At 42.3% G+C, this 24,524-nt stretch carries 21 protein-coding genes; 18 read left to right on the top strand and 3 right to left on the bottom strand.

Translation table 11 applies throughout. The annotated features are described in order from the left end of the window. Positions 1-148 precede the first annotated feature (148 nt). Positions 149-1,582 (top strand): IS1182 family transposase, encoded by a 1,434-nt coding sequence (locus ACKLNX_RS04565; protein WP_412971398.1) that lies wholly within the window; start codon positions 149-151, stop codon positions 1,580-1,582. Between the two features lie 497 nt (positions 1,583-2,079). Here the strand turns inward: ACKLNX_RS04565 and ACKLNX_RS04560 are convergent, their stop codons facing one another. Further along, positions 2,080-2,760, bottom strand: a complete 681-nt coding sequence (locus ACKLNX_RS04560; protein WP_411693139.1) for an AAA family ATPase — start codon at positions 2,758-2,760, stop codon at positions 2,080-2,082. A gap of 173 nt (positions 2,761-2,933) precedes the next feature. Between ACKLNX_RS04560 and ACKLNX_RS04555 the strand changes: the two genes are divergently transcribed. The 4 genes from ACKLNX_RS04555 to ACKLNX_RS04540 all read left to right on the top strand — a co-directional run bounded on the left by ACKLNX_RS04555 (position 2,934) and on the right by ACKLNX_RS04540 (position 7,431). Beyond that, positions 2,934-3,683 carry a glutathione peroxidase gene (locus ACKLNX_RS04555; protein ID WP_412971397.1) on the top strand — a complete coding sequence of 250 codons (750 nt, stop codon included), beginning with the start codon at positions 2,934-2,936 and terminating at the stop codon, positions 3,681-3,683. A 156-nt stretch (positions 3,684-3,839) separates the two neighbouring features. Next, the gene (locus ACKLNX_RS04550) at positions 3,840-4,955 is read left to right on the top strand and encodes an alpha/beta hydrolase (RefSeq protein WP_412971400.1); all 1,116 of its coding nucleotides are present in this window, start codon (positions 3,840-3,842) and stop codon (positions 4,953-4,955) included. Between the two features lie 84 nt (positions 4,956-5,039). Then, entirely contained in the window at positions 5,040-6,272 is a 1,233-nt protein-coding gene (locus tag ACKLNX_RS04545; protein ID WP_412971396.1) for an energy transducer TonB, read from the top strand. Positions 6,273-6,369: 97 nt separating this feature from the next. After that, on the top strand, positions 6,370-7,431 hold the full coding sequence (locus ACKLNX_RS04540) for an acyltransferase family protein (protein ID WP_412971395.1): 1,062 nt from the start codon (positions 6,370-6,372) through the stop codon (positions 7,429-7,431). Here ACKLNX_RS04540 and ACKLNX_RS04535 read toward each other — a convergent pair whose 3' ends face one another. Beyond that, positions 7,432-7,707 (bottom strand): RNA recognition motif domain-containing protein, encoded by a 276-nt coding sequence (locus ACKLNX_RS04535; protein ID WP_412971394.1) that lies wholly within the window; start codon positions 7,705-7,707, stop codon positions 7,432-7,434. Positions 7,708-7,842: 135 nt separating this feature from the next. Further along, positions 7,843-9,057 (bottom strand): dipeptidase, encoded by a 1,215-nt coding sequence (locus ACKLNX_RS04530; protein WP_412971393.1) that lies wholly within the window; start codon positions 9,055-9,057, stop codon positions 7,843-7,845. 390 nt (positions 9,058-9,447) lie between these two features. Between ACKLNX_RS04530 and ACKLNX_RS04525 the strand changes: the two genes are divergently transcribed. The 13 genes from ACKLNX_RS04525 (at position 9,448) to ACKLNX_RS04465 (ending at position 24,444) form a co-directional block, all read left to right on the top strand. After that, positions 9,448-10,212 carry a SapC family protein gene (locus tag ACKLNX_RS04525; protein WP_412971392.1) on the top strand — a complete coding sequence of 255 codons (765 nt, stop codon included), beginning with the start codon at positions 9,448-9,450 and terminating at the stop codon, positions 10,210-10,212. A gap of 280 nt (positions 10,213-10,492) precedes the next feature. After that, entirely contained in the window at positions 10,493-10,951 is a 459-nt protein-coding gene (gene mraZ / locus ACKLNX_RS04520; protein WP_412971391.1) for a division/cell wall cluster transcriptional repressor MraZ, read from the top strand. Further along, the gene (rsmH, locus tag ACKLNX_RS04515) at positions 10,948-11,886 is read left to right on the top strand and encodes a 16S rRNA (cytosine(1402)-N(4))-methyltransferase RsmH (RefSeq protein WP_412971390.1); all 939 of its coding nucleotides are present in this window, start codon (positions 10,948-10,950) and stop codon (positions 11,884-11,886) included. Before mraZ ends, rsmH begins: the two co-directional genes overlap by 4 nt. Further along, the gene (ftsL, locus tag ACKLNX_RS04510; RefSeq protein WP_411693130.1) at positions 11,883-12,215 is read left to right on the top strand and encodes a cell division protein FtsL; all 333 of its coding nucleotides are present in this window, start codon (positions 11,883-11,885) and stop codon (positions 12,213-12,215) included. Before rsmH ends, ftsL begins: the two co-directional genes overlap by 4 nt. Continuing rightward, positions 12,205-14,010 carry a peptidoglycan D,D-transpeptidase FtsI family protein gene (locus ACKLNX_RS04505; protein WP_411693129.1) on the top strand — a complete coding sequence of 602 codons (1,806 nt, stop codon included), beginning with the start codon at positions 12,205-12,207 and terminating at the stop codon, positions 14,008-14,010. The genes ftsL and ACKLNX_RS04505 overlap by 11 nt, the downstream gene beginning before the upstream one ends. Next, positions 13,997-15,562 carry a UDP-N-acetylmuramoyl-L-alanyl-D-glutamate--2,6-diaminopimelate ligase gene (locus ACKLNX_RS04500; RefSeq protein WP_412971389.1) on the top strand — a complete coding sequence of 522 codons (1,566 nt, stop codon included), beginning with the start codon at positions 13,997-13,999 and terminating at the stop codon, positions 15,560-15,562. Before ACKLNX_RS04505 ends, ACKLNX_RS04500 begins: the two co-directional genes overlap by 14 nt. Further along, on the top strand, positions 15,559-16,968 hold the full coding sequence (locus ACKLNX_RS04495; protein WP_412971388.1) for a UDP-N-acetylmuramoyl-tripeptide--D-alanyl-D-alanine ligase: 1,410 nt from the start codon (positions 15,559-15,561) through the stop codon (positions 16,966-16,968). The genes ACKLNX_RS04500 and ACKLNX_RS04495 overlap by 4 nt, the downstream gene beginning before the upstream one ends. Then, positions 16,962-18,050: a phospho-N-acetylmuramoyl-pentapeptide-transferase gene (mraY, locus tag ACKLNX_RS04490; protein WP_411693126.1), complete on the top strand. Its 1,089-nt coding sequence runs from the start codon at positions 16,962-16,964 to the stop codon at positions 18,048-18,050. Before ACKLNX_RS04495 ends, mraY begins: the two co-directional genes overlap by 7 nt. After that, positions 18,051-19,475: a UDP-N-acetylmuramoyl-L-alanine--D-glutamate ligase gene (murD, locus tag ACKLNX_RS04485; RefSeq protein ID WP_412971387.1), complete on the top strand. Its 1,425-nt coding sequence runs from the start codon at positions 18,051-18,053 to the stop codon at positions 19,473-19,475. Further along, a complete protein-coding gene (ftsW, locus tag ACKLNX_RS04480) occupies positions 19,475-20,773 on the top strand; it encodes a cell division protein FtsW (RefSeq protein WP_412971386.1) in 1,299 nt (432 codons plus the stop codon). Before murD ends, ftsW begins: the two co-directional genes overlap by 1 nt. After that, complete coding sequence (gene murG, locus ACKLNX_RS04475) at positions 20,763-21,998, top strand: undecaprenyldiphospho-muramoylpentapeptide beta-N-acetylglucosaminyltransferase (protein WP_412971385.1); 1,236 nt, start codon at positions 20,763-20,765, stop codon at positions 21,996-21,998. The genes ftsW and murG overlap by 11 nt, the downstream gene beginning before the upstream one ends. Next, a complete protein-coding gene (murC, locus tag ACKLNX_RS04470) occupies positions 21,995-23,455 on the top strand; it encodes a UDP-N-acetylmuramate--L-alanine ligase (RefSeq protein ID WP_412971384.1) in 1,461 nt (486 codons plus the stop codon). Before murG ends, murC begins: the two co-directional genes overlap by 4 nt. Beyond that, positions 23,452-24,444 (top strand): D-alanine--D-alanine ligase, encoded by a 993-nt coding sequence (locus ACKLNX_RS04465; RefSeq protein WP_412971383.1) that lies wholly within the window; start codon positions 23,452-23,454, stop codon positions 24,442-24,444. Before murC ends, ACKLNX_RS04465 begins: the two co-directional genes overlap by 4 nt. The last annotated feature ends 80 nt before the right edge of the window (positions 24,445-24,524 follow it).

The raw sequence follows: 24,524 nt of genomic DNA, 5'->3' as shown, positions 1-24,524 counted from the left end.
CATCCCAGACTGTGTGAAAACTCCGTTTTGATCACCTTTTGAACTAAGTAGGCTGTGCTTATGATCAAACAGTCTTAGCAGGTGATCCAAGTCAATGTGTGTATTTAGTATAATTAAGCGGTAAACCAAAGCAGAAGGTTAACCGCAAATGTCACATCACATAAAAGGCCAATCAAGAACCCAAGCTACCCTGTTTCCTGAAGCGTTAGATGACTTCGTCACTGAAGAAAATCCTGTTCGCGTTATCGACGTATTTGTGGATAGCTTAGACTTAGGAAAACTAGGGTTTGAAAAAGTGACAACTAAAGCGACAGGCCGTCCTTGCTATCACCCCGGTACAATGCTCAAGCTCTATATTTATGGTTATCTTAATCGCATTCAGTCGTCCCGACGACTTGAGAAAGAGACACATCGAAACGTTGAATTAATGTGGTTACTAGAGCGCTTGCAACCTGACTTTAAAACCATTGCCGATTTTAGAAAAGACAACGGAGAAGGCATAAAGAACACCTGTCGTCAGTTTGTTCAACTGTGTAGAGAGATGAACATGTTCACCGATGCAGTGGTGGCGATAGACGGCAGTAAATTCAAAGCAGTGAACAATAAACAAAAGACCTACACGCCTAAAAAAGCAAAAGACTTGATTGCTAGGTTCGACGCTAGCATTGCGCGTTATCTGGATATTTTAGCGGACAAAGATAAGCAAGAAATATCAGATGAAGAAGCGGGTGTCATGCATGAAAAAGTCGCATGGATGAAGATGAGGTTGGCAGAGCTGGCCGACATCGAAGCTCAAATACAAGCAGCACCAGACAAACAGGTATCGCTGACTGACCCCGACTCAAGGCTCATGAAAGCCAACAATATGACCAAACAAGTTTGCTACAACGTACAATCAGCAGTGGATACCAAACATCACTTGATCATTAGTCACGATGTGACTCAAACAACGGACAGAGGCAAGCTTCACTCCGTCGCAAGTTTGGTGCAAGAGACCTTAAAAACAACCGATATTACCTTCATCGCAGACAAGGGTTATTACAGCAGAGAAGATATTAAAAACGTGCTCGATACAGGGTCGGAAATGCTAGTCCCCAAAAGTGATACATCGGGCGCTGCAAAAGCGGGGATATTTAATAAAAACGAGTTTATTTACGATAAAGACAACGACCACTTTACCTGCCCCGCAGGCAATATATTATCTCATCGTCGCAATTCCGTTGAACATGGGATGGAGCTAAAAATCTATGTAAACCATATCGCCTGCCGCGATTGTCAGATACGGTCAAAGTGCACTCGTTCTCAATACGAACCAAGAAAAATGAGGCGGTGGGTGCATGAAGACATGATTGACAGCATGCATCAGCGTTTAAAGCGGGCAAGACACACATCGCTAATAAGAAAACAAACCGTTGAACATCCATTCGGCACAATAAAAATGTGGATGGGCGCGACACATTACCTCACCAAACGCATTAAGAATGTGAGCACAGAGACGAGTTTGCATGTACTTGCTTATAATCTGAAAAGAATGATGACGATAAAAGGTAACTTAGGGTTGATGGCGGCAATTCAACAATAGAAGTGTAGAATTGGCACTGAAACGGCTGAAAATCCATCCCCATCACCAAAAATGAGGGATACCTCAGATAAAATACAATCTAATCTAAATTAGTAATGTCGTGCTCAAAACACTAAAAATGGCTCGTATCATCTAAAAAGTGAGAATGCTTGCCGAACAAGTCATTGATAATGAGTTTTTACACAGCCTCATCCAAATGCGGTCGTATCCGATACATCCAACACTTCATTTGAAACTTCCCACCGTCATCACCGCGAAGGCGGTGACCTCCAACTATTTAAGAAATGTTTCGATAATAATAGGTTTTATGTTATTGAACTAACTTTCTTTTTTTGAATTATCTATGCTGTTTTGGGGGTTACCGCCTTCGCGGTAATGACCTAGGGTGTTTGAATGTAAAGGAGTTCAATCCGTCCGTTTTCTGCCTCTAAGAAGCGAATAGCGTGGCATTGCCTAGCACCCATCAGCCAAGCCCCCACCGGTCGTGCACTTCTAAATTAAGCGTACTGCATACGTATTTCTGGAGAATTTTCCATTTCATTATTGAGGACTAATGCAAACAAGCTACGTAATTCATCAGCAGCTTTGCCCTTGGGTTCACTCTCAAGTACTGATAAGCCACTCTCTTCACTGTCATCGTATATATGGCGTTCATGCAACACGGCATCTGCAATTGGAATGTCAAATAAACTTGCGGTTTGTTTTGCATCATTCACACGCGTTTGCTGATTTGGTTGAGAAGGACATTGCGTAAAAACGATATGCGCAGCGAGTTGTTGATTGACCATTTTACAACTGTTAACTAATTCATCTAAATGCACTAAAGTTTTTAAATCCCTGCGTTTAGGTCGCATTGGCAGTAGCGCAACATCAGCGGCCGACAGCGTTGAACGTAGGGCGAGTAAATCTTGTGCGCCGCAATCGACGATAACATATTGATACTGACTGTTATAACCAAGTAATTGATTTCTAATTTTGCCATTTAATTGAACACAGTCTATTGGTAAGGCATTGAAGTTGTTATTTCTCAATTTTATCCAATCTGCCGTTGTACCTTGGATATCACAATCAACGAGCAAAACACTTGCGACTTTGTCTACTGCTAGATAAGTAGCAAGATTCTGCGCGATACAGCTTTTACCACTTCCGCCTTTCTCACCACCGACTAAAATTATCATAGTTCACCCTTTTGAATGGTATTAAGATTAATAAGTTGTCAACCAACGTAAAAACGCTATACCTAATTACATATGTGATATTGACGTAATGAAAGTAACCCCTATACTGGCTTTATTGTGAATATCTATTAATATTTAAGCATGTAACTCAATACCCTAAATAGAGGATTATAATGGCTCAACCAACAAGTTTACCTAATCATGAAGGCAAGCAAGTCCCCGACGTTACTTGGCCTGTAAGAAGTGGCGACGAATGGAAGAAGATGTCGTCTAAAGAGCTCTTCGGCGGCAAGAAGGTGGTGTTATTCTCACTTCCGGGTGCGTTTACGCCGACATGCTCGTCTACACACCTTCCTCGTTACAACCAATTAGCGAGTACATTTAAGAAATTAGGTGTTGATGAAGTTTGCTGCATGTCTGTCAATGATACTTTTGTTATGAACTCTTGGTTGGCAGACCAAGAAGCTGAAAACATTACCGTTATCCCAGATGGTAATGGCGAGTTCACAGCTGGCATGGATATGCTTGTCGATAAAAGTGATATCGGTTTCGGTAAAAGGAGCTGGCGCTACTCTATGTTCGTAAATGATGGTGTCGTAGAGAAAATGTTCATTGAACCTAATGTACCCGGCGACCCATTTGAAGTGTCTGACGCTGATACAATGCTTGCCTATTTAGCACCTGATGCGAAAGCGCCTGAAGAAGTGTCATTGTTCACTAAACCGGGTTGTTCATTTTGTGCTAAGGCGAAAGCCATGCTCAAAGACGCAGGTTACGATTACGAAGAAATCGTGTTGGGAAGCCAAGCGACACTTGCATCACTTAAGGCTGTCTCGGGACGTGATACGGTTCCTCAGGTATTTATTGGTGGTAAGCATATTGGTGACAGCAACGATCTGGCTGCCTACCTACAAGGCGCTTAATAAGCCTTTAAGTATTTGCTAAATACAATTAGAAGGGCATAGTTTGAAAAAACTGTGCCTTTTTGTTTTTGCATATCAAAAAATACCGTAGACTACTAAGTGCAAGCAGCACATTACTATTAGTAGCGAGTGATTCATAAAAAGGAAAGTAAATTGATGGATGGTGATACCACCAAGATTGCAACAACGAACTGCTTAACATTCTGCATTATCAGCATGATTAGCCTGCTTCTTACTTGGCCAAGTCAAGCTCAAGAAGCGGTAGGGAATAAGCTTGCACTTCCCGTTCAACTTTTCGAAGATTTTTCAAATTTGAATGAACTTGAACTAGGCTCAGTGCGCGAGTGTGAAGACAATGTAGGTCTATACGAATATAAGGTTTGTTCAGATGCCCTGCGTAATGAAGGGAATGCGCCTTTCATTCTCTATGCAAAAGGTGCTCCCAGCGCTGATGGGAAAAGAAAAGTAGCCCCTATCGTTGTATTGTTTCACGGCTTATCCGACTCGCCTTTTTCGTTGCGAGGGGTAGCAGAGCACCTTAATAATCAGGGGTTTACTGTTGTCGTTCCTTTAACTCCCGGACATGGAAAGTTGAATGCTAAGGAAGATATGCGCGACCCAAAGCTAAAGCAGCGCTGGTATGATTATGTTGACACTATCATGTCCTTGGTTTCCCCTTACTCTGATAAAACTTTTGTTGGAGGCTTTTCCACAGGCGGAACACTAGCCACTCGTTATATGCTTTTGCACCCTGAGGAAGTCGATGGTTTGCTGTTATTTTCCGGCGCATTAGCGTTGTCGAAGAACGCCGAAAACTTAGGACGTATTTGGGGTATGAAATGGCTCGCAAAAATTGTTGATGGTGACTTTATTAGCGAAGGCCCGCATCCTTATCAATATCCAGATGTTGCCGGTTATGCAGGTTTAACACTAGCCGATGTGGTTTTTGAAGTGCGAGAACTATTGGATACGACCCAAGTCTCAATGCCCATATTTGTTGCTCACTCTTTTGCTGACACTATTGCACCCTATCATGGGGTTGAGAATCTAATGTTGAAAGTAGATGGCGAGCATCAAGTAATGACGATTGATAAAAGTTATGATACTTGCCATCGTGATCTAGTATTAAATTCCATCATGATGGTTGACTTGAAAATTGACAAAACCAAGTTGAATATTAGTGAACGTTGCGCCGTTCCTAAGCCCAATCCTTTATTTAAGAATATGATGGCGATGCTGGATTACTTTTTTAAGCAGCAATTGCTAGAATAAAATTTGAGCGCCGTGATGCGCATATGTTTATTTGATAAATGGATATTATTAGGCGATTAAGTTTCGCTACTTATAAGGATATATATGAAGTTAATTCTTGCTAGCCTGTTTTTTACTACGCTTATTTGCCAATCTGCTTTTGTACTAGCTACTAGTGTTCCACAATCCGAGGGTGCAATGTTGGCTGAGGGTTCTCTACCCGCTGAGGGCTCTTTATCCGCTGAAGGCTCTTTGCCTGCTGAGGGCTCTCTACCCGATGAAGGCTCTCTACTAGCTGAAGGCTCTTCCCTCCCCAATAACGTCGATGAAATTGTCGTGGATTTACAAGAGGATGGTAGAATTTATACACCAACTCAGGAGTCGGGATCGCTAGAAATGTCCTACCCCATGTCGGCGCAGCGTCTTAAAGCGGAAGGTTACATTGAACTTAGTTACGACGTTGATGAGCAAGGTAAGCCGATTAACTTGCGCTTTACGCGTATTAGCGGTATCGATATTTTTGAAACACTCATCGAAAAAAATATCAATGATTGGGAGTATATACCTGCCACAATGGATGGTGTTCCTATCGTCCAGAAGAATTTAAGTCGCTCCTTTACTTTTGCGTTAACTAAATTAAGTGATAAATTTCCCGAACCTTTGATGCGTAGAGAGTTTGCTCATACTTATCTTAGAATGCGTAAATTGTTGAAGGAAAAAAAGTATGAGGAATTAGGCGAAACTCTCAATAAAATGGAAGAAGCCAACATTATTCGGTTTTCTGAGAATCGACAACTTTCTCTAGTTAAATTCACATACTTGGATAAGGTTGGTGCCAGCGTTCAGGACAAAATTCTAACGCTTGAACGAGCGATTAAGGATATTGCGAGAACGGAAAAAACCAAAAAATCACACAGTAAAATTAAAGCGATGTTATTCAAACTCTATGTGAACAATCAACAATATCTTCAAGCCTTGATTCAATATAATGCTCTCAGAAATAGTGACTTCAGTGAGGACTTGTTGCCCGACTTAGCGCCTTTGCTAGAAGTCGCCAATGCCAAATTAAGATCCGGTGAGCCGTTGAAGGCTGCTGTTAAAGTGGATGCTACTGATATAGCAGCGCACTACCTTTCGCGTCGGATGTTTAAGATAGATGCGGACGAGGCCATTAGTTTTACCGAGCTTCGTTGCGGCGATTTCAACGTCAGTTTTGACTACACCAAAGACACTTTGTATCAATTGCCGTTCGACTGGAATAGCTGCAAACTGGTTGTAAGTGCACCTGAAGGAACCTTGCTGACTATTTCTGAGTCTGCTATTTACGATTCGCTTTAAGGATCGAAGTGCACCGTAATATTGCTAAATAATATAAATAGCTTTAAGGCTAAAAAGCCGTAAGATGCATAAAAAGAGATTGAAAAAGGAAGTTTAAATGAGCAAAGCATTTTTTCCTTCAATTCACGCTTTTCGCGGCTTCGCCATAATTAATATTGTTGCGATTCATGCTATTGAATTTGTTTTTTACTTTGCAGGTACGAGCAATAGCCCTCATAAGGCAGATTTAACAGCTTTCGTTTGGGGTGAAAGCATACTGTTTCATGACTCAACACTCTATTTTACTTTTATCTCTGCAATTTTATTTTCTTTAATATTAGAAGAGCGTGGTTATTCCCGCTTTTTTAAATCAAAAATAACCAACGTTTTTTTGCCCTATCTCTTTTTCACCTGTTTTTTTACTTGGCGGCAATGGGGATTTGATGGCTCGCTCACCTACTTTAGTGGCAGCTTACTTGAGTACTTTCTTTTAGTAGGAAAAAACCTCATCACGGGTGGCGCTATCTTTTCGTTTTGGTATATCCCAGTTTTATTTGTACTTTTTCTTGCAACGCCACTTTTTGCAAAACTTTTAAAAAGTAATCAGGCAAGGTACTTGGTTATTCTTTTAATTCTGATGCCGCTGGTTTGCTCTCGCGCTTGGCCCGATATAACTTGGACAAACTTTGCCTATTTTTTAGGTGCTTATATGCTGGGTATGTTGGTTGGGGCAAACTACCGTCAAACCATTGATCTGATCGAGCGATATCTCACTTCATTCATTTTGCTGGCAGTGGCTTCAACGTTGAGCTTAGTTGGCTTATTTTATTTGGAGAGCCCTAGTTGGGGAATAGTCACCTTCACTGAGTCAGCCTGGTACATACAAAAAATTGCATTTTCCGCATTAGTCATTTTGTTATTTGAGCGCACTATGGGGAATGTGCCAGCTTGGCTAAACTTACTAGGCAATTATGCGTTTACCATTTATTTTTTGCATGCTTATCTGTTATTTGACATGTACAAGCATATGAATAGCCTAATCACGCCACCCACAAGTACACCTATCATTTTAGCTCTTGCACTATTAAATGTTGTTTTTGTGATTACACTCGGTGTCATAATTACTCACGGCTGTAAATTACTTTTAGGTAAGTGGTCGCGGAATATTATAGGGGCTTAATTAGCTCTTTTCGTCTTTCGGCGCTGATTCGGCATGCGATTGCTCAGCTTTTTTCACGCGAATTTTACTACCATCGAGTTCCATATTATTAAGTTGGCCAATAGCAATTTTTGCTTCGCCAACTTTAGGCATCTCAACAAAAGCGAAGCCCTTAGACTTTCCTGTTGCTTTATCCATAACTAAATTACACGACTGAACTAAACCTATGTCAGTGAATAATGATTTGAGGGAGTCTTCAGTAGTGGAACGAGCTAAATTTCGGATTATTAGTTTCATAATATTGTTTCATCATAAGAGTTTTCGCAATTATACATGAAGCAATGAGGCATGTTTCAACTAAAGTGGTTTTGATCACTTTAGTTGAAACAGTTTACTTAAGAAGTGTCGCGAATCCGCCCTAAACAGCCAAGTCTAGCTTGCTTTAGCGACAGCTTCGACTTCGCGCCAAACTCTAAGTACGTTTTCGTTGAGTACTTTTTTAATGTCGGCTTCAGAGTATCCACGCTCTAACATGCCTTCGACTAGGTTCGGAAAATCAGAAACGTCTTTCAGATTAATCGGCAAGGAATCACCCACGCCGTCATAGTCTGAACCGATACCGACATAATCAATACCAACCAATTTCACAACATGATCGATATGGTCAAGCACGATATCTAGGCTTGCAAAAGGATAAGGGCTCTCGGTATTGTATTTTTCAATAAAGTCTTTTACTTCCTGACTATCTTGACCAAATACCTTAGCTAACTCTTCTACTTTTTTCCCGCGGTTATCACGCCAGCTTCGAGCGACTGGGCTAACAAAACCTGAACCAAAGTTGATCATGATAACGCCTTGGTTTTTCGCTAAGGCTTTTAACATATCATCGTCCATGTTGCGTTCGAAGCCCGGTGTAAATTGGCGTAATGAGGAGTGTGATGCAATCACTGGGGCACGGCTAATATCAATTGCCTGATAAAACGCAGCATCTGATACATGTGAAATATCCACGATAATGCCAAGCTTGTTCATTTCAGCAACCATCTCTTTTCCAAAAGGGCTAAGACCTTTCCACTGTCTGCGCAAGTCGTAAGAGGAATCACTGATGTGATTGCTTTGACTGTGCGCTAATGTGATATAGCGTATGCCTCTCTCATAAAACGTGCGAAGTGTGTCGAGTGAGCCTTGTACAGGCGAACCATTTTCCATTCCCATAGGTAATGAAATTTTATTGTCTTTGAAGTTTTGCTCTACATCAGCAACGGTGTATGCGAGGGCAAACTTATCTGGAGCTCTACCGACAATCGCCTCAACATAGTCTATTAGTCTATGTGCTAAAGCCGTCGATTCATCTGAATTATCTAAACTAGCGGGTACATAAATTGACATGAAAGGAGCATCTAAGCCGCCTTCAACTGCTCGAGGATAATCAAAATCACCACTTTCTGTCGCTTTTGTGACGTCTACCCATTGATTTTGTATGCGATAGGGCACATCTATATGTCCATCAACAATAATATTTTGTTGTGTGATTCGTTTCGCCGCTTGCGCGTTTGTCTCGTTACTTTGCATCGTGCTAGTTGCATTGCAGGCTGAAAGCATTAGTGCTGACACTACAGTGAGGATAGCGGTAGATTGTTTTCGCATTGGCAGTCCTTTTGGAATAGTTATTTATAGTTGTTATTTTTGTTCAATTGATTAAAACCGTATTTATTTTAGTCGCGACTAAAAGCAATAGGAAAACACAATTAGAATAAAAATTGTACGTTTTACATGGCTGACTTCGGTTGTTGTGGAAGCATTGTGCAACTTAATGGAAAAAAAGCCTAATTTTACTTGTTAATATTAGGTTACAGAGTGACTTCCAAATTTGTTTAAGCGATAATAACGGTCTTTATCCTTTGGGTAAAATTCGAATTTTTCATCGTCATGAGGCTGGTTAATCCTAGCAGGTTCATGGCAGTTTCATGACTGAACGATGTAAGGCTATCGATTAGAAATAGCCACATCAAACTTAAGTAAGAGAATTATAACAACATGGCTATTAATTACATTCCGTTAGACAAAGATAAGCATAAAGATCTAAAAATCATTCCTCGTATCGATCTTGAGTTTTCCAAAGAAACTCACCTTGCTGCAGCAACTATTCGTGAGTTCGCACATTTAGCATCAACTATGCCAGTAGTTTTCATCGAAGATCCAACAAATAAAAACATTCACACTGTTGCAATGTTAGGTGTTGATCAAAATGTAAACTTGTTCTGGGCTGAAGACAGATGGCAAGGACCACATGTTCCATTGAACATTCAACGTTACCCATTTGATATTCGCCCAGACGGCGACAAGCTAGGTGTATTCTTTGATGAGAACAGTCATTTAGTTGCAGATGAAGGCGAAGCTTTGTTCACTGAAGATGGTGAACCAACAGAATTCTTGAAAAATCGTCAGCAGTTTTTAGCTGAGTTAGCAAACAGTGAAATGCTTAACCAACGTTTCGTAAAACGGGTTGTAGAGCTTGATTTGTTAGAAAATGTACAAATCGGTATTCAATATCAAGACGGCACTGCGCGCAACGTGACAGGCATCATGAGCATCGATGAGAAGAAGCTAAATGAACTAGATGACGCGGTTATCCTTGAATTGCACAAAGCTGGTTTCCTTGGCGCAATGTACGCAATTATGATGTCATTAGCACAATTGAACCGTTTGGTTGAATTATCAAACAAAGGTGACAAGCCAATTAGAACAGTTCAAATTAGACCTGTTCCGAAAGAAGGCGAAGAAGAGAAGCCTAAAGCTTAAAATATAAGCAGTTAATAACTAACGTAAAAACCACCTTAGGGTGGTTTTTTTATGCCTGAATTTCATGCAAGGCCTGTGTTTATATACAGTCTGGACTTTCTAACTATTTAGCTTTTTTAATGCAAATGTGCTTGACAGTGGGGCATGATGGTACCTAAACTGTCAAAAGTGGGTCAAAGTGGCGAAAAATGGTTTTTTCGGTCAAAGTGCAACCAGCTTCATACAAAAATAATAAAAATAAAAGAATATGAGCTAACAATAATAATAAAAGGCTAGGGGAATGTTCCGCGGCGCTAACGCAATCAATCTGGACAGCAAAGGTCGACTAACGATACCTACAAGGTATCGACAGTCGCTGTTGGATGATTGCCAGGGACAGCTGGTCTGCACGATCGATATTTCTCAGAACTGTTTGCTACTTTACCCACTCCCCGAATGGGAAGAAATTGAGCTTAAACTCAGTAAGCTTTCAAGTACTAATCCTCAAGAACGTCGTCTTCAACGCCTGTTACTCGGGTATGCAATGGAAGGCGAAATGGACAAAAGCGGTCGCATCCTAATTGCGCCGACGCTTCGTCAACACGCCGCTCTGGACAAACAAATTATGTTAGTTGGTCAACTCAATAAATTTGAGATTTGGGACGCGGATAGTTGGCAGCAACAAATCTCTGAAGACATTGAAACGGAAAAGCATGGTCAATTCGAGCTTACTGAACGTCTTCAGGATTTCTCACTATGACCTCTGATTCTTTTATTCATCGTTCCGTACTTCTTCAAGAATCAATTCAAGGCCTAAACATAAAGCCCGATGGTATTTACATTGACGCGACTTTTGGACGCGGAGGCCATAGCGCCGAAATTCTCAAACAACTTTCAAGTGAAGGTAGGCTTATTGCATTGGATCGTGATGATACTGCAATAGAGTCTGCAAAACGTTTTATCGACGACCCTAGATTCAGCATTCATCATGTCGCATTTTCAAACATTGAAGACGTGGTCAACGAACTTGAGCTGATGTGCAACATTGATGGTGTACTAATGGATATAGGGGTGTCGTCCCCACAACTAGATGATGCCTCACGAGGCTTCAGTTTTCAAAAAGATGGTCCGCTAGATATGCGGATGGATCGCTCTACTGGCATGAGTGCAGCAGAATGGCTGAATGTCGCTAGTTTAGAAGAGATCACCATGGTATTAAAAACCTATGGTGAGGAAAAATTCGGTAAGCGAATAGCGCATGCAGTGCTAGAACAGCGAGCTATAAAGCCATTGGAAACAACGGCAGAATTCGCGCAATTAATAGATAAAGCTGTTCCGGTCAAAGATAAATTTAAGCATCCTGCTACACGCAGTTTCCAAGGTGTTAGGATATTTATTAATGGTGAGTTAGATCAGCTAAATCAAGGCTTGGAGGGCGCAGTAAAGGTGCTTAAAAGCGGTGGTCGTCTGGCGGTCATCAGTTTTCATTCTCTTGAAGATAGAGTGGTGAAACGCTTTATTAGAAGCCTCAGCAAAGGTAAGGATGTTCCACACGGCATGCCTATCATGCAGCATGAAATAGATGCTGACAAAGTGATTAAAGCTGTGAGCAAAGCCATTAAGCCCACTGCTGAAGAAATTGCCGAGAATGTTCGCTCCCGCAGTTCCGTATTAAGGGTGGCCGAAAAGTTATGAATATGCCACGTACCAACTTCAATTTGCTACTTCTCATTACGTCCGATTTAGGTCGTAATTTGTTTAAGGTAGCGTTGTTTATTGCGGTTGTTGCGACAGCTTTGGGAGTTGTTTTAAGCGCTCATCATAATCGTCAACTTTCAATGCAGCACGAAAAATTAATTCAAGAAAAAGATGAACTTGACGTTGAATGGCGTCATTTGATCATCGAGCAAAGTGCATTAACAGAACATAACCGTATCGAACAGTTAGTGAGTGAGCAATTAAATATGCGTCGTCCTGGTCCTGAGGACGAAGTTTTGGTGCGAGGGAAACCGAATGGCAGGTAACGCGAATAGGCGTGTATCTGCTAAAAGAGGAACCAGCAAAGACCGCCAAGCGAAACAAAACATATCTCCCATACTCATGCAGTGGCGTTTTCTAACGGTACTTTTTAGTGTTATTTTGGTATTCGTTTGCTTAGCGGCGCGAGCGGCTTACATACAAGTAATTGAGCCAGACCTTTTAATTAAGCAAGGTGATAATCGGACAATTCGCGTCAGAGACAACCCAAGTTATCGTGGCCTAATTACCGATCGTCATGGTGAACAATTAGCAGTGAGCGTGCCTTCTAAAGCGATTTGGGCCGACCCTAAAGTGGTTCATGCTTACGACAGTGAAACAGGTGAAACTCAGCCTTTGGATGAGCGTCGCTTTCAAGCACTTGCCGAAGTGCTCGGGCGTGATGTCGAGAGTTTGTATAGCAAAGTCGATAACCCAAAACGTCGTTTTGTTTATATTCAACGCCAGGTTACGCCAGCAATGGCTAATTTTGTAGAAGAGTTAAGCATTCCTGGTATTTATTTACGTAATGAATCGAAACGTTATTATCCTACAGGCGAAGTATCTTCTCATGTTATCGGCTACACAAATGTTGATGATAAAGGCATAGAAGGCATTGAAAAGCTTTACAACGAATGGTTAACAGGTACGCCAGATAAACGTAAAATTCGTCGTGATGCTAAAGGCCGTCAGGTTGAAATTATTGAACAACACGTTGGTGAGAAAGCGGGTGACTTAATGCTCACTATCGATCAGCGTATTCAAGCATTGGCGTATCGTGAACTCAAGGAAGCAACCTTATACTTCAAAGCTGCTTCAGCGTCGGTAGTCATCGTTGATGTGCATACGGGTGAAATTCTAGCGTTAGCAAATACGCCTTCATACAACCCGAATGACCGTGCAACAGTGTCAAATCACCGCCTGCGCAATAGAGCAATTACCGATGCATTTGAACCGGGTTCTGCATTGAAGCCACTCGCTGTATTGGCGGCTTTGGAATACGGCACGGCACAAAAAGACTCTATTGTGGATACATCTCCAGGTTGGATGCGTTTGGGCGGCAGTCGAATTGAAGACCCGCGCAACTACGGCAAAATTTCATTAACGGAAATCATTCAAAAGTCGAGCAACATGGGGACGTCTAAGTTGGCGCTCTCTGTTGACAAAAACTTCCTCATGGATACCTATTACAATATGGGCTTGATGAGTGATACCGGCAGTAATATGGTTGGTGAATCTGACGGTATATTCCATGAGCGCAACCGTTGGTCGGATCATGAGCTTTCTTCTCTTTCCTTCGGCTACAACATTTCAGTGACTACAGCGCAGTTGGCTAGAATGTACGCCACTATTGCCAATGGTGGCGTAAAAGTACCTTTATCTATTATTAAATCAGATTCACCTGCACTTGAATTGCCTGAACGAGTCGTAAGTGCTGAAAATGCTCTAGCAGTGCTTGAAATGATGGAAAGCGTGACGCAAGAAGGTGGCTCTGGTGTTAAAGCGAAGGTGCCTGGTTATCGTATCGCGGGGAAAACAGGTACAAGTCGAAAAGCTGTAGCCGGTGGTTACGGTGAGGAATACGTTAATATTTTTGCTGGTGTTGCTCCGGTTTCAGACCCTCAAATCGCGGTGGTTGTTTTAATCAATGAGCCAGGTGGCGACTTATACCATGCTGGCGATACGGCAGCTCCTACATTCGCTGCCATCGTATCTGGGACATTACAAATGCTCAACGTTCCACCTGATGACAACACTAAGACAGCTAGAATTTACCGAGGAGGTCAGAATGACGTCCAGTAATGTAAAGCTCAACATACGACCAATCGCCCGTTTACTGGCGATTTTTGACATTGTGATAGACGATGTAGAAATTGACAATATTGTACTCGATAGTCGCAATGCAAAGCACGGCTCTTTATTTATCGCACAACAAGGTATCAAAGAGAATGGCAGCCAATATATTGATGATGCACTAAGTAAAGGTGCCGAACTTGTACTAGTTGATGCAGAAGATATTGAGAAACACGGCAAGATAGAGCATGTTGATGGCGTACAAGTGATCAGTTTTTTTGAATTGGACAAGCAACTCGGTTTCATTTGCAGTGCTTTTCATCAGCATGTAACAAGCATATTACAATGTGTCGCTGTAACAGGCACGAATGGTAAAACATCGGTGGCGCATCTATGCGCTCAATTATCGGCAAGCTGCAATGAAAGTGCAGGAACTATTGGCACGATGGGCGTAGCTTTGTATGCTCAGAATCAAGCACCAGTAAAAATTTCAGAAACGATTAATACCACACCAGATATTGCATCAATGCATGAATTTGCTCATTTGCTTAAGCATCAAGGAGCTCGTCGATTGTGTATTGAAGCTTCTTCCCACGGGCTTCACCAAAATAGATTGAGCGCCTTCAATATTGAAGTCGCTGCTTTCACCAACTTAACTCAAGACCATTTGGACTATCACTCAAACTTTGAAGATTATGCAGCAGCTAAACGACTGTTATTACAACAACCTGGCCTGCGTTACTTGGTTATAAATGGTGATGATAAAGAAAGTCACAATTGGTTAAATGAAACCCCAGAACATACAACTATTTGCCTTTGTTCAGTCAAGCATACCTCTGCGAATAGCTTACTGGATGCTTATTGTGAACATCAGCATCAACTCAAGTTCTGTTTGGCCTTGAACCCGCAGTATACTTCACAAGGTAGCACTTTTGACATCGAATCTAGTTGGGGAAGTGCGTCAGTATCACTCCCTCTAATTGGCCAATTTAATATTGCAAACGTGCTCACCGCTTTTAGTGCATTGCTTTTACAAGGTCTTAGCTTCGACAGCTTGATTAAAGCACTCTCATCCTTGCAAGGCGTGCCTGGCAGAATGGAAGTATTCAAGTCTTCTTCGCACGGCAATATTATTGTTGACTATGCACACACTCCAGACGCTTTAGAGCAAGCTCTAACTGCGGCTCGTAAGCATGTGAGTGGTAGTTTGACAGTCGTTTTCGGTTGCGGAGGTGATCGCGACCATTCAAAGCGCAGCTTGATGGGAAGTATTGCAGAAAAGTGCGCGGATAAAGTAGTCCTGACTCAGGACAATAGCCGCAATGAAGACTTAGAAAATATCATTGCTGATATACAGCAAGGCATTAAAGATACATCAAAACTAAAAATAATATCAAAACGAACTGCTGCAATTGAACAAGCTTATCTCGACAGTCAAGTTGACGATCTGATTCTAGTCGCAGGAAAAGGCCATGAAGAGTACCTCGAGTTAAACTCCGTGCGCGAGTATTACAACGAGAGGGAATACGTCAAACAGTTAACCATGGAGTTAAGAGGATGATTTCCGTTTCATTATCTTGGATTGCTGAAAAAGTAGAAGGCACGCTTAACACAAAAAGTGTCGAAGAATTACACGTGAAAGGCGTAAGTACCGACACGCGTACTTTAGAACCCGGTGATTTATTCATCGCTCTAGTTGGTCCTAATCACAATGCTCATGAACACCTTTTTAAAGCTTTAGAAAAAGGTGCTGCCGCGGTTATTGTTAGCGAAGCGGTCGATTGCCCCTTGCCCCTAATTATGGTTGAAGATACTAAAATCGCACTCGGCAAATTAGGTGCAGCTGTTAAACAAGAAGTAAATCCTAAAACAGTAGCGATTACTGGTAGTAGCGGTAAAACAACTGTGAAGGAAATGGTTGCCTCTATTTTATCAGTCAAAGGTAAGGTGTTGTTTACTAGTGGTAATTTCAATAACGATATTGGTGTTCCTCTCACTTTACTAAGATTGGAAAAGCAACATGAGTACGCAGTGATAGAAATGGGTGCTAATCACCTAGGCGAAATTGCATACACTACGAATCTAGTCCAACCTGATGTCGCGACTATCGTTAATGCGGCAGCCTCACATTTGGAAGGTTTTGGCAGCTTATTCGGTGTCGCCAGAGCAAAAAGTGAAATCTTCAAAGGTTTAGGCACATCTGGTACAGCGCTTTTAAATCGCGATAGCCAATTCTATTCATACTGGGAAGGTAAGACCTCGCATTTGAACTGCCAAACATTTTCACCTGACACCGACGAAGGCGACTATCGTGCCGAAGATATCGCAATGGGCATGGATGGTTGTGCTGAATTCGAACTTGTTTGCCCAACGGGTCGAGCAGCAATCCGATTAAGTATTCCGGGCACTCATAATGTGGGCAATGCACTCCTTGCTGCAGCCTTGGCCATCAACGTAGGTGCGAATTTAGAAGAAGTTCAATTGGGCCTATTCAATATGCGTGAAGTTGGTGGGCGCTTGAATGTTAAGCAACTAACCAATCAAATTCGCTTACTAGATGATACCTATAATGCCAACGTTGCTTCGGTTAATGCAGCGATAGATTTACTTGCAACCTTCCCGGGAAATCGTGTTCTAGTTCTGGGCGATATGGCCGAACTAGGTGACAAAGCGCGTTATTACCATGAGCAAGTTGGCGAGTACGCAAAATCTAAAGGCATCTCTTCCATCTATACGTTAGGCATATTGAGCGAAAGCGCCAGTGCAGTTTTTGATGAAAATGGTTTTCACTTCGACGATAGAGAGTCACTCGTCAAGATGCTGAATGAAAATGTGTTTTATGAGCAACGAGACATCAGTATTTTAGTAAAAGGCTCAAGAAGTGCAAAAATGGAATTAGTAGTAAAAGCAATCGAGGAAAGCCCCGTGGGAAAGTTCGAAAGGCGTAGGGAGCGTATAGCATGTTAATTTGGCTAGCCGAATGGCTAACACAGTTTGACGCTGGTTTTAACGTCATACAGTATTTGACCCTACGCGCAATATTAAGCACCTTGACGGCTTTGCTTATTGCAATTCTCATCGGTCCTAAAATGATTCGTGGTTTGCAAACTATGCAAATTGGGCAAACCGTGCGAGATGACGGCCCTCAAAGCCATTTGTCAAAAGCGGGTACGCCAACGATGGGCGGCCTGTTGATTCTTGCTGCCATCTTGATCAGTGTATTACTTTGGGCTGACCTGACTAATAAGTACGTACTAGTTACTATCTTCGTAATCGTTGCCTATGGTTTAGTCGGTTTTATTGATGACTATCGCAAAGTCGTACGCAAAGACCCTAAAGGTCTTATCGCAAGATGGAAATATTTTTGGCAATCAGCTATCGCTATTTTGGTTTCAGCGTTTTTGTATTATACCGCTAACCCAGAAGTTGCCGCAGAGACTGCATTGATTGTCCCGTTCTTTAAAGAAGTGATGCCGCAATTGGGTATCTTCTATATGGTCATTGCTTACTTTGCACTTGTTGGTACTAGTAACGCTGTAAATCTCACCGATGGTTTGGATGGCTTAGCTATCGTACCGATTATTTTGGTGGCAGGCGCCTTCGCTATTTTCGCCTACGTCACCGGAAATATTAACTTTTCAGCGTATCTCAATATCCCATTCATGCCGATGACTAGTGAGCTCGTCATTGTTTGCACCGCGATTGTTGGTGCTGGTCTTGGGTTCTTATGGTTTAACACATACCCAGCACAAGTTTTTATGGGCGATGTCGGCTCACTCTCTTTGGGCGCAACTTTGGGTCTTTTGGCTATTCTAGTTCGCCAAGAAATAGTATTCATCGTAATGGGAGGCGTGTTCGTGGTGGAGGCGCTCTCGGTTATTTTACAAGTGGGCTCATTCAAGATGCGCGGAAAACGTATTTTCAGAATGGCACCCATTCATCACCATTATGAATTAAAAGGCTGGCCAGAACCCCGCGTCATTGTGCGGTTTTGGATTATTTCCTTAATTTTAGTCCTAATTGGACTGGCAACTTTGAAGTTGAGATAAATGAACAGGAACTTGGCACATCAATCGATTGCCGTTATTGGCTATGGTATTACCGGGCGCGCATGCGTCCGGTTTTTGCTTTCTCAAGAAGCAAATGTATGTGTTCTTGATCGCGACGCCAATATCCAACAAAAAGTAGCCAATGAAGAATACGATAAGCAAGTGGACGCTGCCGTTTTCGAACCAACGATGTCATTATCTGCATTTTCAATGGTAGTACTTAGCCCCGGCGTGAACCCACATCAAGCGTGCTTCCAAGATTATAAAGACCAAGGTGGATGCTTAATTGGCGATATCGAATTATTTTCTTGGTTCAACAAAACACCATTGATCGGTATTACAGGGTCGAACGGTAAAACTACTGTCACAGATATGCTAGGAAAAGTGCTCACTAAGGCTGGCCTGAAGGTTGAGTTGGCAGGCAATTATGGCAAATGTGCTGTGGACTTATTATTAGAGGAAGCGGCAAGAAAGTCGCCACTCGATATCGTGGTCTTAGAGCTATCCAGCTATCAATTAGAAATGACCGAATCACTTCAGCTTGAATTCGCTACAGTACTAAACATTACCGAAGACCACTTAGATCGTCACGGTAGCTTCGAAGCATACAAAGAAGCTAAACAACGTATTTTTGCTATGTCGAAACGCATTATTGCTTGTCGCGAAGAAGAGTTTAGTTATCCTCCTGCTTCGAGCTCAATAGCTTCAGTAGGTAACGAAAAAAATATCAAGCCAATCATATGCGCTGAAGTGAGCAAGGAAGAGTCGGGTGCATCTTATTCCATTACAAACACCGCAAATTCTTTAGGCTATATTCAATTTGAAGGCACTCCCATTTTTGCACTATCTGAATTGCATTTGCGTGGAACACATAATTACGTTAACGCCATGATAGTGCTAGCGATATGTGATCAACTCGCACTTGATAGAAATTTTACTGTGCCTGCTATCTGCAATTACACTGGGCTTGCGCACCGCTTCGAATTTGTAAAGCAATCGTCTATTGAAAAAGATGGAACACTCTACAAACAAACTTGGATAAACGATTCTAAGGCGACAAATATTGGCGCTTGCCAAGCAGCGCTTTCATGCTTCGCTAATTCAGATGAATACCTAGTACTGATTGCTGGTGGCGATGCAAAAGGAGTTGAGCTTGCGCCTTTGAAAACAAGCATTGATGAACATGTTGATCAGTTAATTGTTTTGGGTAAAGACGCGTCTAAATTTATGCAACTCGTACCCAATGCAATTTTGGTTGCTGATATTCAAGAAGCTGTTGCATCATCGTTGTTAACCTTGCAAAAAAATCATGTGACTAACGCAACGGTATTACTTTCTCCGGCATGTGCGAGCTTGGATATGTTTGCCAATTATCAAGAGCGTGGTGATGTATTTACCGCTGCAGTGCATGAGCAGGTGGCATAATGACGAATACAGACTCACAATTAAGCACTAAGCTTTCTGCATTATTTGCCGCTAAACATGAGTCATCGGCAGAGAAAGACATAGCAAAACAACGACCTTATGATCTTGTTCTCGTCCTCATTGCATTGAGTCTGCTAGCGATTGGCTTTGTGATCGTAACTTCAGCTTCAATGCCAATTGCCGACAGGCTTCATGGTAATCCGTTTCACTTTGCAGTTCGCCACGCTATATATATCGGACTTGCCCTTATCGCAGCAATGATAGTCCTGAATTTACCTATGAATTTTTGGCGCTTTGCAAACCCTTATTTGTTGTTATTCGCAATAGGCTTATTAGTGACTGTATTAGTTGTTGGCCGCCCAGTAAACGGCTCGACACGATGGATATTCATTGGACCTATCACGATACAAGCAGCCGAGCCTGCTAAGCTATTTTTCTTTTGCTATTTGGCCGGCTACTTAGTACGACGGTACGAAGAAATTACAGAAAACTTTAAAGGGTTCGTGAAGCCTTTGGCCGTTTTCTTTTTGCTTGCAGTGCTACTACTCAATCAACCCGACTTAGGTACTGTGATCGTCATGTTCGCAACCACGATTGGTTTGTTATTTTTAGCGGGTGCGAAATTATGGCAGTTCTTCGGTTTAGTATTCACTGGTGTTTTGGCGGTCGTCGCTCTGATACTTTTTGAACCATACCGCGTGAAACGAGTGACAGCATTTTTAGATCCTTGGGCTGATCCTTTCGGTTCAGGTTACCAGTTGACGCAGTCGTTGATGGCATATGGTCGAGGTTCTTGGTTTGGTCAAGGTTTGGGAAATAGCTTACAAAAATTAGAATTCCTTCCTGAAGCACATACCGATTTTATCATGGCCATTTTGGCTGAGGAATTAGGTTATGTTGGCGTGATCGTTGTTTTATTGCTTATCCTATCTATGGTCGCAATCGCCCTTCGGATCGGCAATAAAGCAATGACACAAGAGCGCCCATTCGACGCATTCTTAGCTTACGGAATTGGCATTTGGTTTAGCTTTCAAACGGCGGTTAATGTGGGTGCTAGTACAGGTATTTTACCTACGAAAGGCTTAACGTTACCACTAGTGAGCTACGGTGGCTCATCACTTATCATTATGTCGATTGCCGTCGCTATCTTATTACGCATCGATTTTGAACTCAGAGTAGATGGTGTACAAGCTCTCAAACGCGGTGGCCCCGCTAAAAAGGCAAATAAAAAAAGCAGCACCAGAAAGGCTAGTCGCAAAAAGGCACTTGAAAAAGCTGAGGTGAACGATGAAGCCTGAAGCTAATTCAGTTACTCACTTAGGTACTCACTCAGGTACTCACTCGATTAGTAGTGACGCTCAAAATTCAACACATCAAAACGTGCTTGTTGACACTGACATGAGCGAACAGTCAAAAGTGAAAAAGCCTTTACTCATAGTTATGGCTGGTGGTACTGGCGGTCATGTTTTCCCTGGTTTGGCAGTTGCAAAGGAATTGGTCCAACAGGGCTGGCAAGTTGAATGGTTCGGTACTTCAGATAAAATGGAAGCACAACTTGTTCCTAAGAACGGATTTAAGATCCACTTTCTGAATGTCAAAGGCGTTCGCGGTAAGGGAGTCATCACTAAGTTATTGTCTCCAATCATGCTGCTCTCGACAGTTATGCAGGCTAGAAAACATTTAAAAGCATTAAAACCTCAAGCAGTTTTAGGTATGGGCGGTTTTGCTAGTGGACCCGGCGGTATTGCTGCGTGGACATTAGGCATCCCTGTTATTATCCACGAACAGAATGCCGTTTTTGGTATGACAAATCGATGGTTAGCAAAAGTGGCTAAACGAGTACTTTGTGGTTTTGATCTTAAGGCAAGTAAGTTTGCCGCTAAATCACCAAAGAACGTCGAATTTGTGGGTAATCCTGTGCGTTCAGAGTTTTTTAATGTGCGTAAAATAGAGCGCAGCGATGATATTTTTAGACTACTCATAGTGGGCGGGAGTTTAGGTGCATTAGCATTGAACGAAGTCATTCCAAGCGTGATTAATCAACTTCGCGAAAAATATAAAATTGCGGTGGTACATCAAGCAGGTAAGGGGAAGGCCGAGCCAGTTCAGAACACCTATGCCGCAATGCCAAATCATCAGGATGATGCTTACGATACTGTGCTTGAGTTTATTGATGATATTCCGGCTCAATTTGCAAAAGCAGATATTGTTATCTGTCGCGCGGGGGCATTGACTGTCGCCGAAGTATCAGCAACTCAAACTTGTGCCATTTTTGTGCCATTACCAATTGCAGTTGATGATCATCAAACTTACAATGCGAGATCATTGAGTGATAACAATGCGGCCTTGCTTATTCAACAAGATAAACTTGCCGACAATCTTTATTCGCAATTAGATGAATTGTTGTCAAAACCGGAAAAAATAACAGAGATAGGGCGTAAAGCAAAAGCGCTTAGCATTCAAGACGCCACTCTAAAAGTCGCTTCTGCCATTGTGCAAGAAGGCTTAAAGGAAATTGTATGAGTACTGAGAATAATATATCGGCATTGATGCCACACAAAATGCGTCGAGTGCAAAAACTGCATTTCATTGGTATTGGTGGTGCTGGTATGGGCGGTATCGCGGAAGTTGTTCTGAATTTGGGTTATCAAGTATCCGGTTCAGATATGAAACATAGCAAAATGACCGCTCGTTTGATTCAGCTCGGTGCCGAAATATTCATTGGTCATGCTGTTGAAAATGTCCAGCAAGTTGACGCAGTGGTGGTTTCAAGCGCAATTAACGAAGCCAACCCTGAAATACAAATTGCTACTGAGCAACGCATCCCGATTATTCGCCGAGCAGAAATGTTGGCGGAGCTTATGCGTTTTCGTTACGGCATAGCGGTAGCGGGAACTCATGGCAAAACAACAACGACAAGTTTGATTGCGACAATCTTTTCACAGGCGAACCTCGACCCAACGTACGTTATTGGCGGACTGCTTAATAGCGCAGGCACTAATGCGAAACTCGGGGCAAGTAAGTACCTAATTGCAGAAGCCGACGAAAGTGATGCGTCCTTCTTGCACCTTCAGCCAACATTATCAGTGATAACCAATATCGAAGCTGATCATTTGGAAGCGTATCAAGGTGATTTTTCTAAAATGAAAAATGCCTACGTTGAATTTCTGCATAATTTGCCGTTTTATGGTTTAGCGGTGGTTTGTGGTGATGACGAGGTTATTCAGGAGCTACTGCCGAAAGTAGGCAGAAAATATCTTACGTACGGTCAATCTGAAGGTAATGACTACCAAGCAGTAGATGTGCGTTTCGAACTTAACTACAGTCATTTCACTGTTAAGCGTCAAGATAAACCTGCGCTTCAAGTGAAGCTAAGTTTGCCAGGTATTCACAACGTTTTGAATGCTACCGCGGCCATTGCAGTTGCGACTGACGAAGGTATTAGCGATGCAGATATTCTTTTAGCTTTACAGAACTTCCAAGGCATAGGCCGTCGTTTTCAAGTGCTGGGCCAATACACTCAAGATTATGGTGATACGATCTTGGTTGATGACTATGGACATCATCCAACTGAAGTTGCGATGACGATAGCAGCGGCTCGCAATAACTGGCCTGAGAAACGCGTAGTCATGATCTATCAGCCACATAGATACTCTCGTACTCGTGATTTATATGAAGATTTTGTAGAAGTCTTATCACAAGTTGATGTGCTCCTGTTGCTAGATATATACGCAGCAAGTGAAGAGCCGATAGATGGCATAGATAGCAAATCTTTGTGTCGTTCAATTCGCCAACGCGGAAACCTTGAACCTATTTATGTGAGCTCACAAAAGAACTTATACAAAATTTTGGCCGATGTGCTGAATGACAACGATGTTTTGTTTGCACAAGGTGCGGGCAATATTGGCGATATTGCACAAACTTTAGCGGCAACTGAATTAAGCAAACCTGCTCTTTTGCAGAAGGCAGGCGATGCATGAGCAATCCAGTCTTCAGCGCAACTGAATTAGATTCGCAAAGCACGATAAAAAGTTTTGGCAAAGTTGCAGTCTTGTTTGGCGGCAGTTCTGCTGAACGCAAAGTAAGCTTGGCGTCTGGGACGGCGGTATTGAACGCACTCAAAAGTGCGGGTGTTGACGCTCACAAGTTCGATCCAGCCGAAAACCCTATTGGTGACCTGATTTCTTTAGGTTTTGATCGGGCGTTCATTATTTTACACGGCCGCGGCGGCGAAGACGGCAGCATGCAAGGCGCTTTGCAACTACTTGGAATTCCTTACACAGGAACAGGTGTGCTTGGTTCAGCCTTAGCAATGGACAAAGTTTATTCTAAACAGGTTTGGTCAAGCTTATCGCTGCCAACTGCAAATTATAAAGTACTTACCAAAGCAGAAGTTAATAGTGAGCTTACTAATTCAAAGCCAAATCCTGATTATGCAAAGGTTCTAGCTCAATTATCAGGTGTCGCCATGGTGAAGCCAGCTCGAGAAGGTTCGAGTATTGGTATGGCTAAAGTGAGTAGCGCGAAAGAACTTGAAAGTGCGGTTCAAGAAGCTCTGAAATACGATGATGACGTTTTAATTGAACAGTACATCAATGGCCCTGAATATACCGTTTCGATTTTAAATGGTGTTGCGCTTCCTTCAATTCGAATGGCGACACCGCACGTATTCTATGATTACGACGCAAAGTACAATGACAATACAACAGAATACCATTGCCCTAGTGGTTTAGATGATGCAACTGAGAAACACGTAGGCCAGCTGGCGCTGAAAGCCTTTCATGCATTATCCGGCAGTGGCTGGGGAAGAGTTGACTTGATGCGAAACGAACTTGGGCAGTTTATGCTTTTGGAATCTAATACTGTTCCTGGTATGACGGAAACAAGCTTGGTGCCTAAAGCCGCTAAACAAGCTGGCTTAAGTTTTGAGCAATTAGTGTTGCAAATTTTAGCGTCAAGCTTGGAGTAAAACGTGGCAAAGGGTGAGCTGACGAAACAAGGACGAAACGAACGCAGAAAACCTGCGAGTCGTGGCGAACTTGTAGAGCA

Source organism: Glaciecola sp. MF2-115 (assembly GCF_047250385.1).
GTDB lineage: Bacteria > Pseudomonadota > Gammaproteobacteria > Enterobacterales > Alteromonadaceae > Glaciecola.
This window is presented reverse-complemented; position numbering and strand designations above follow the sequence as displayed.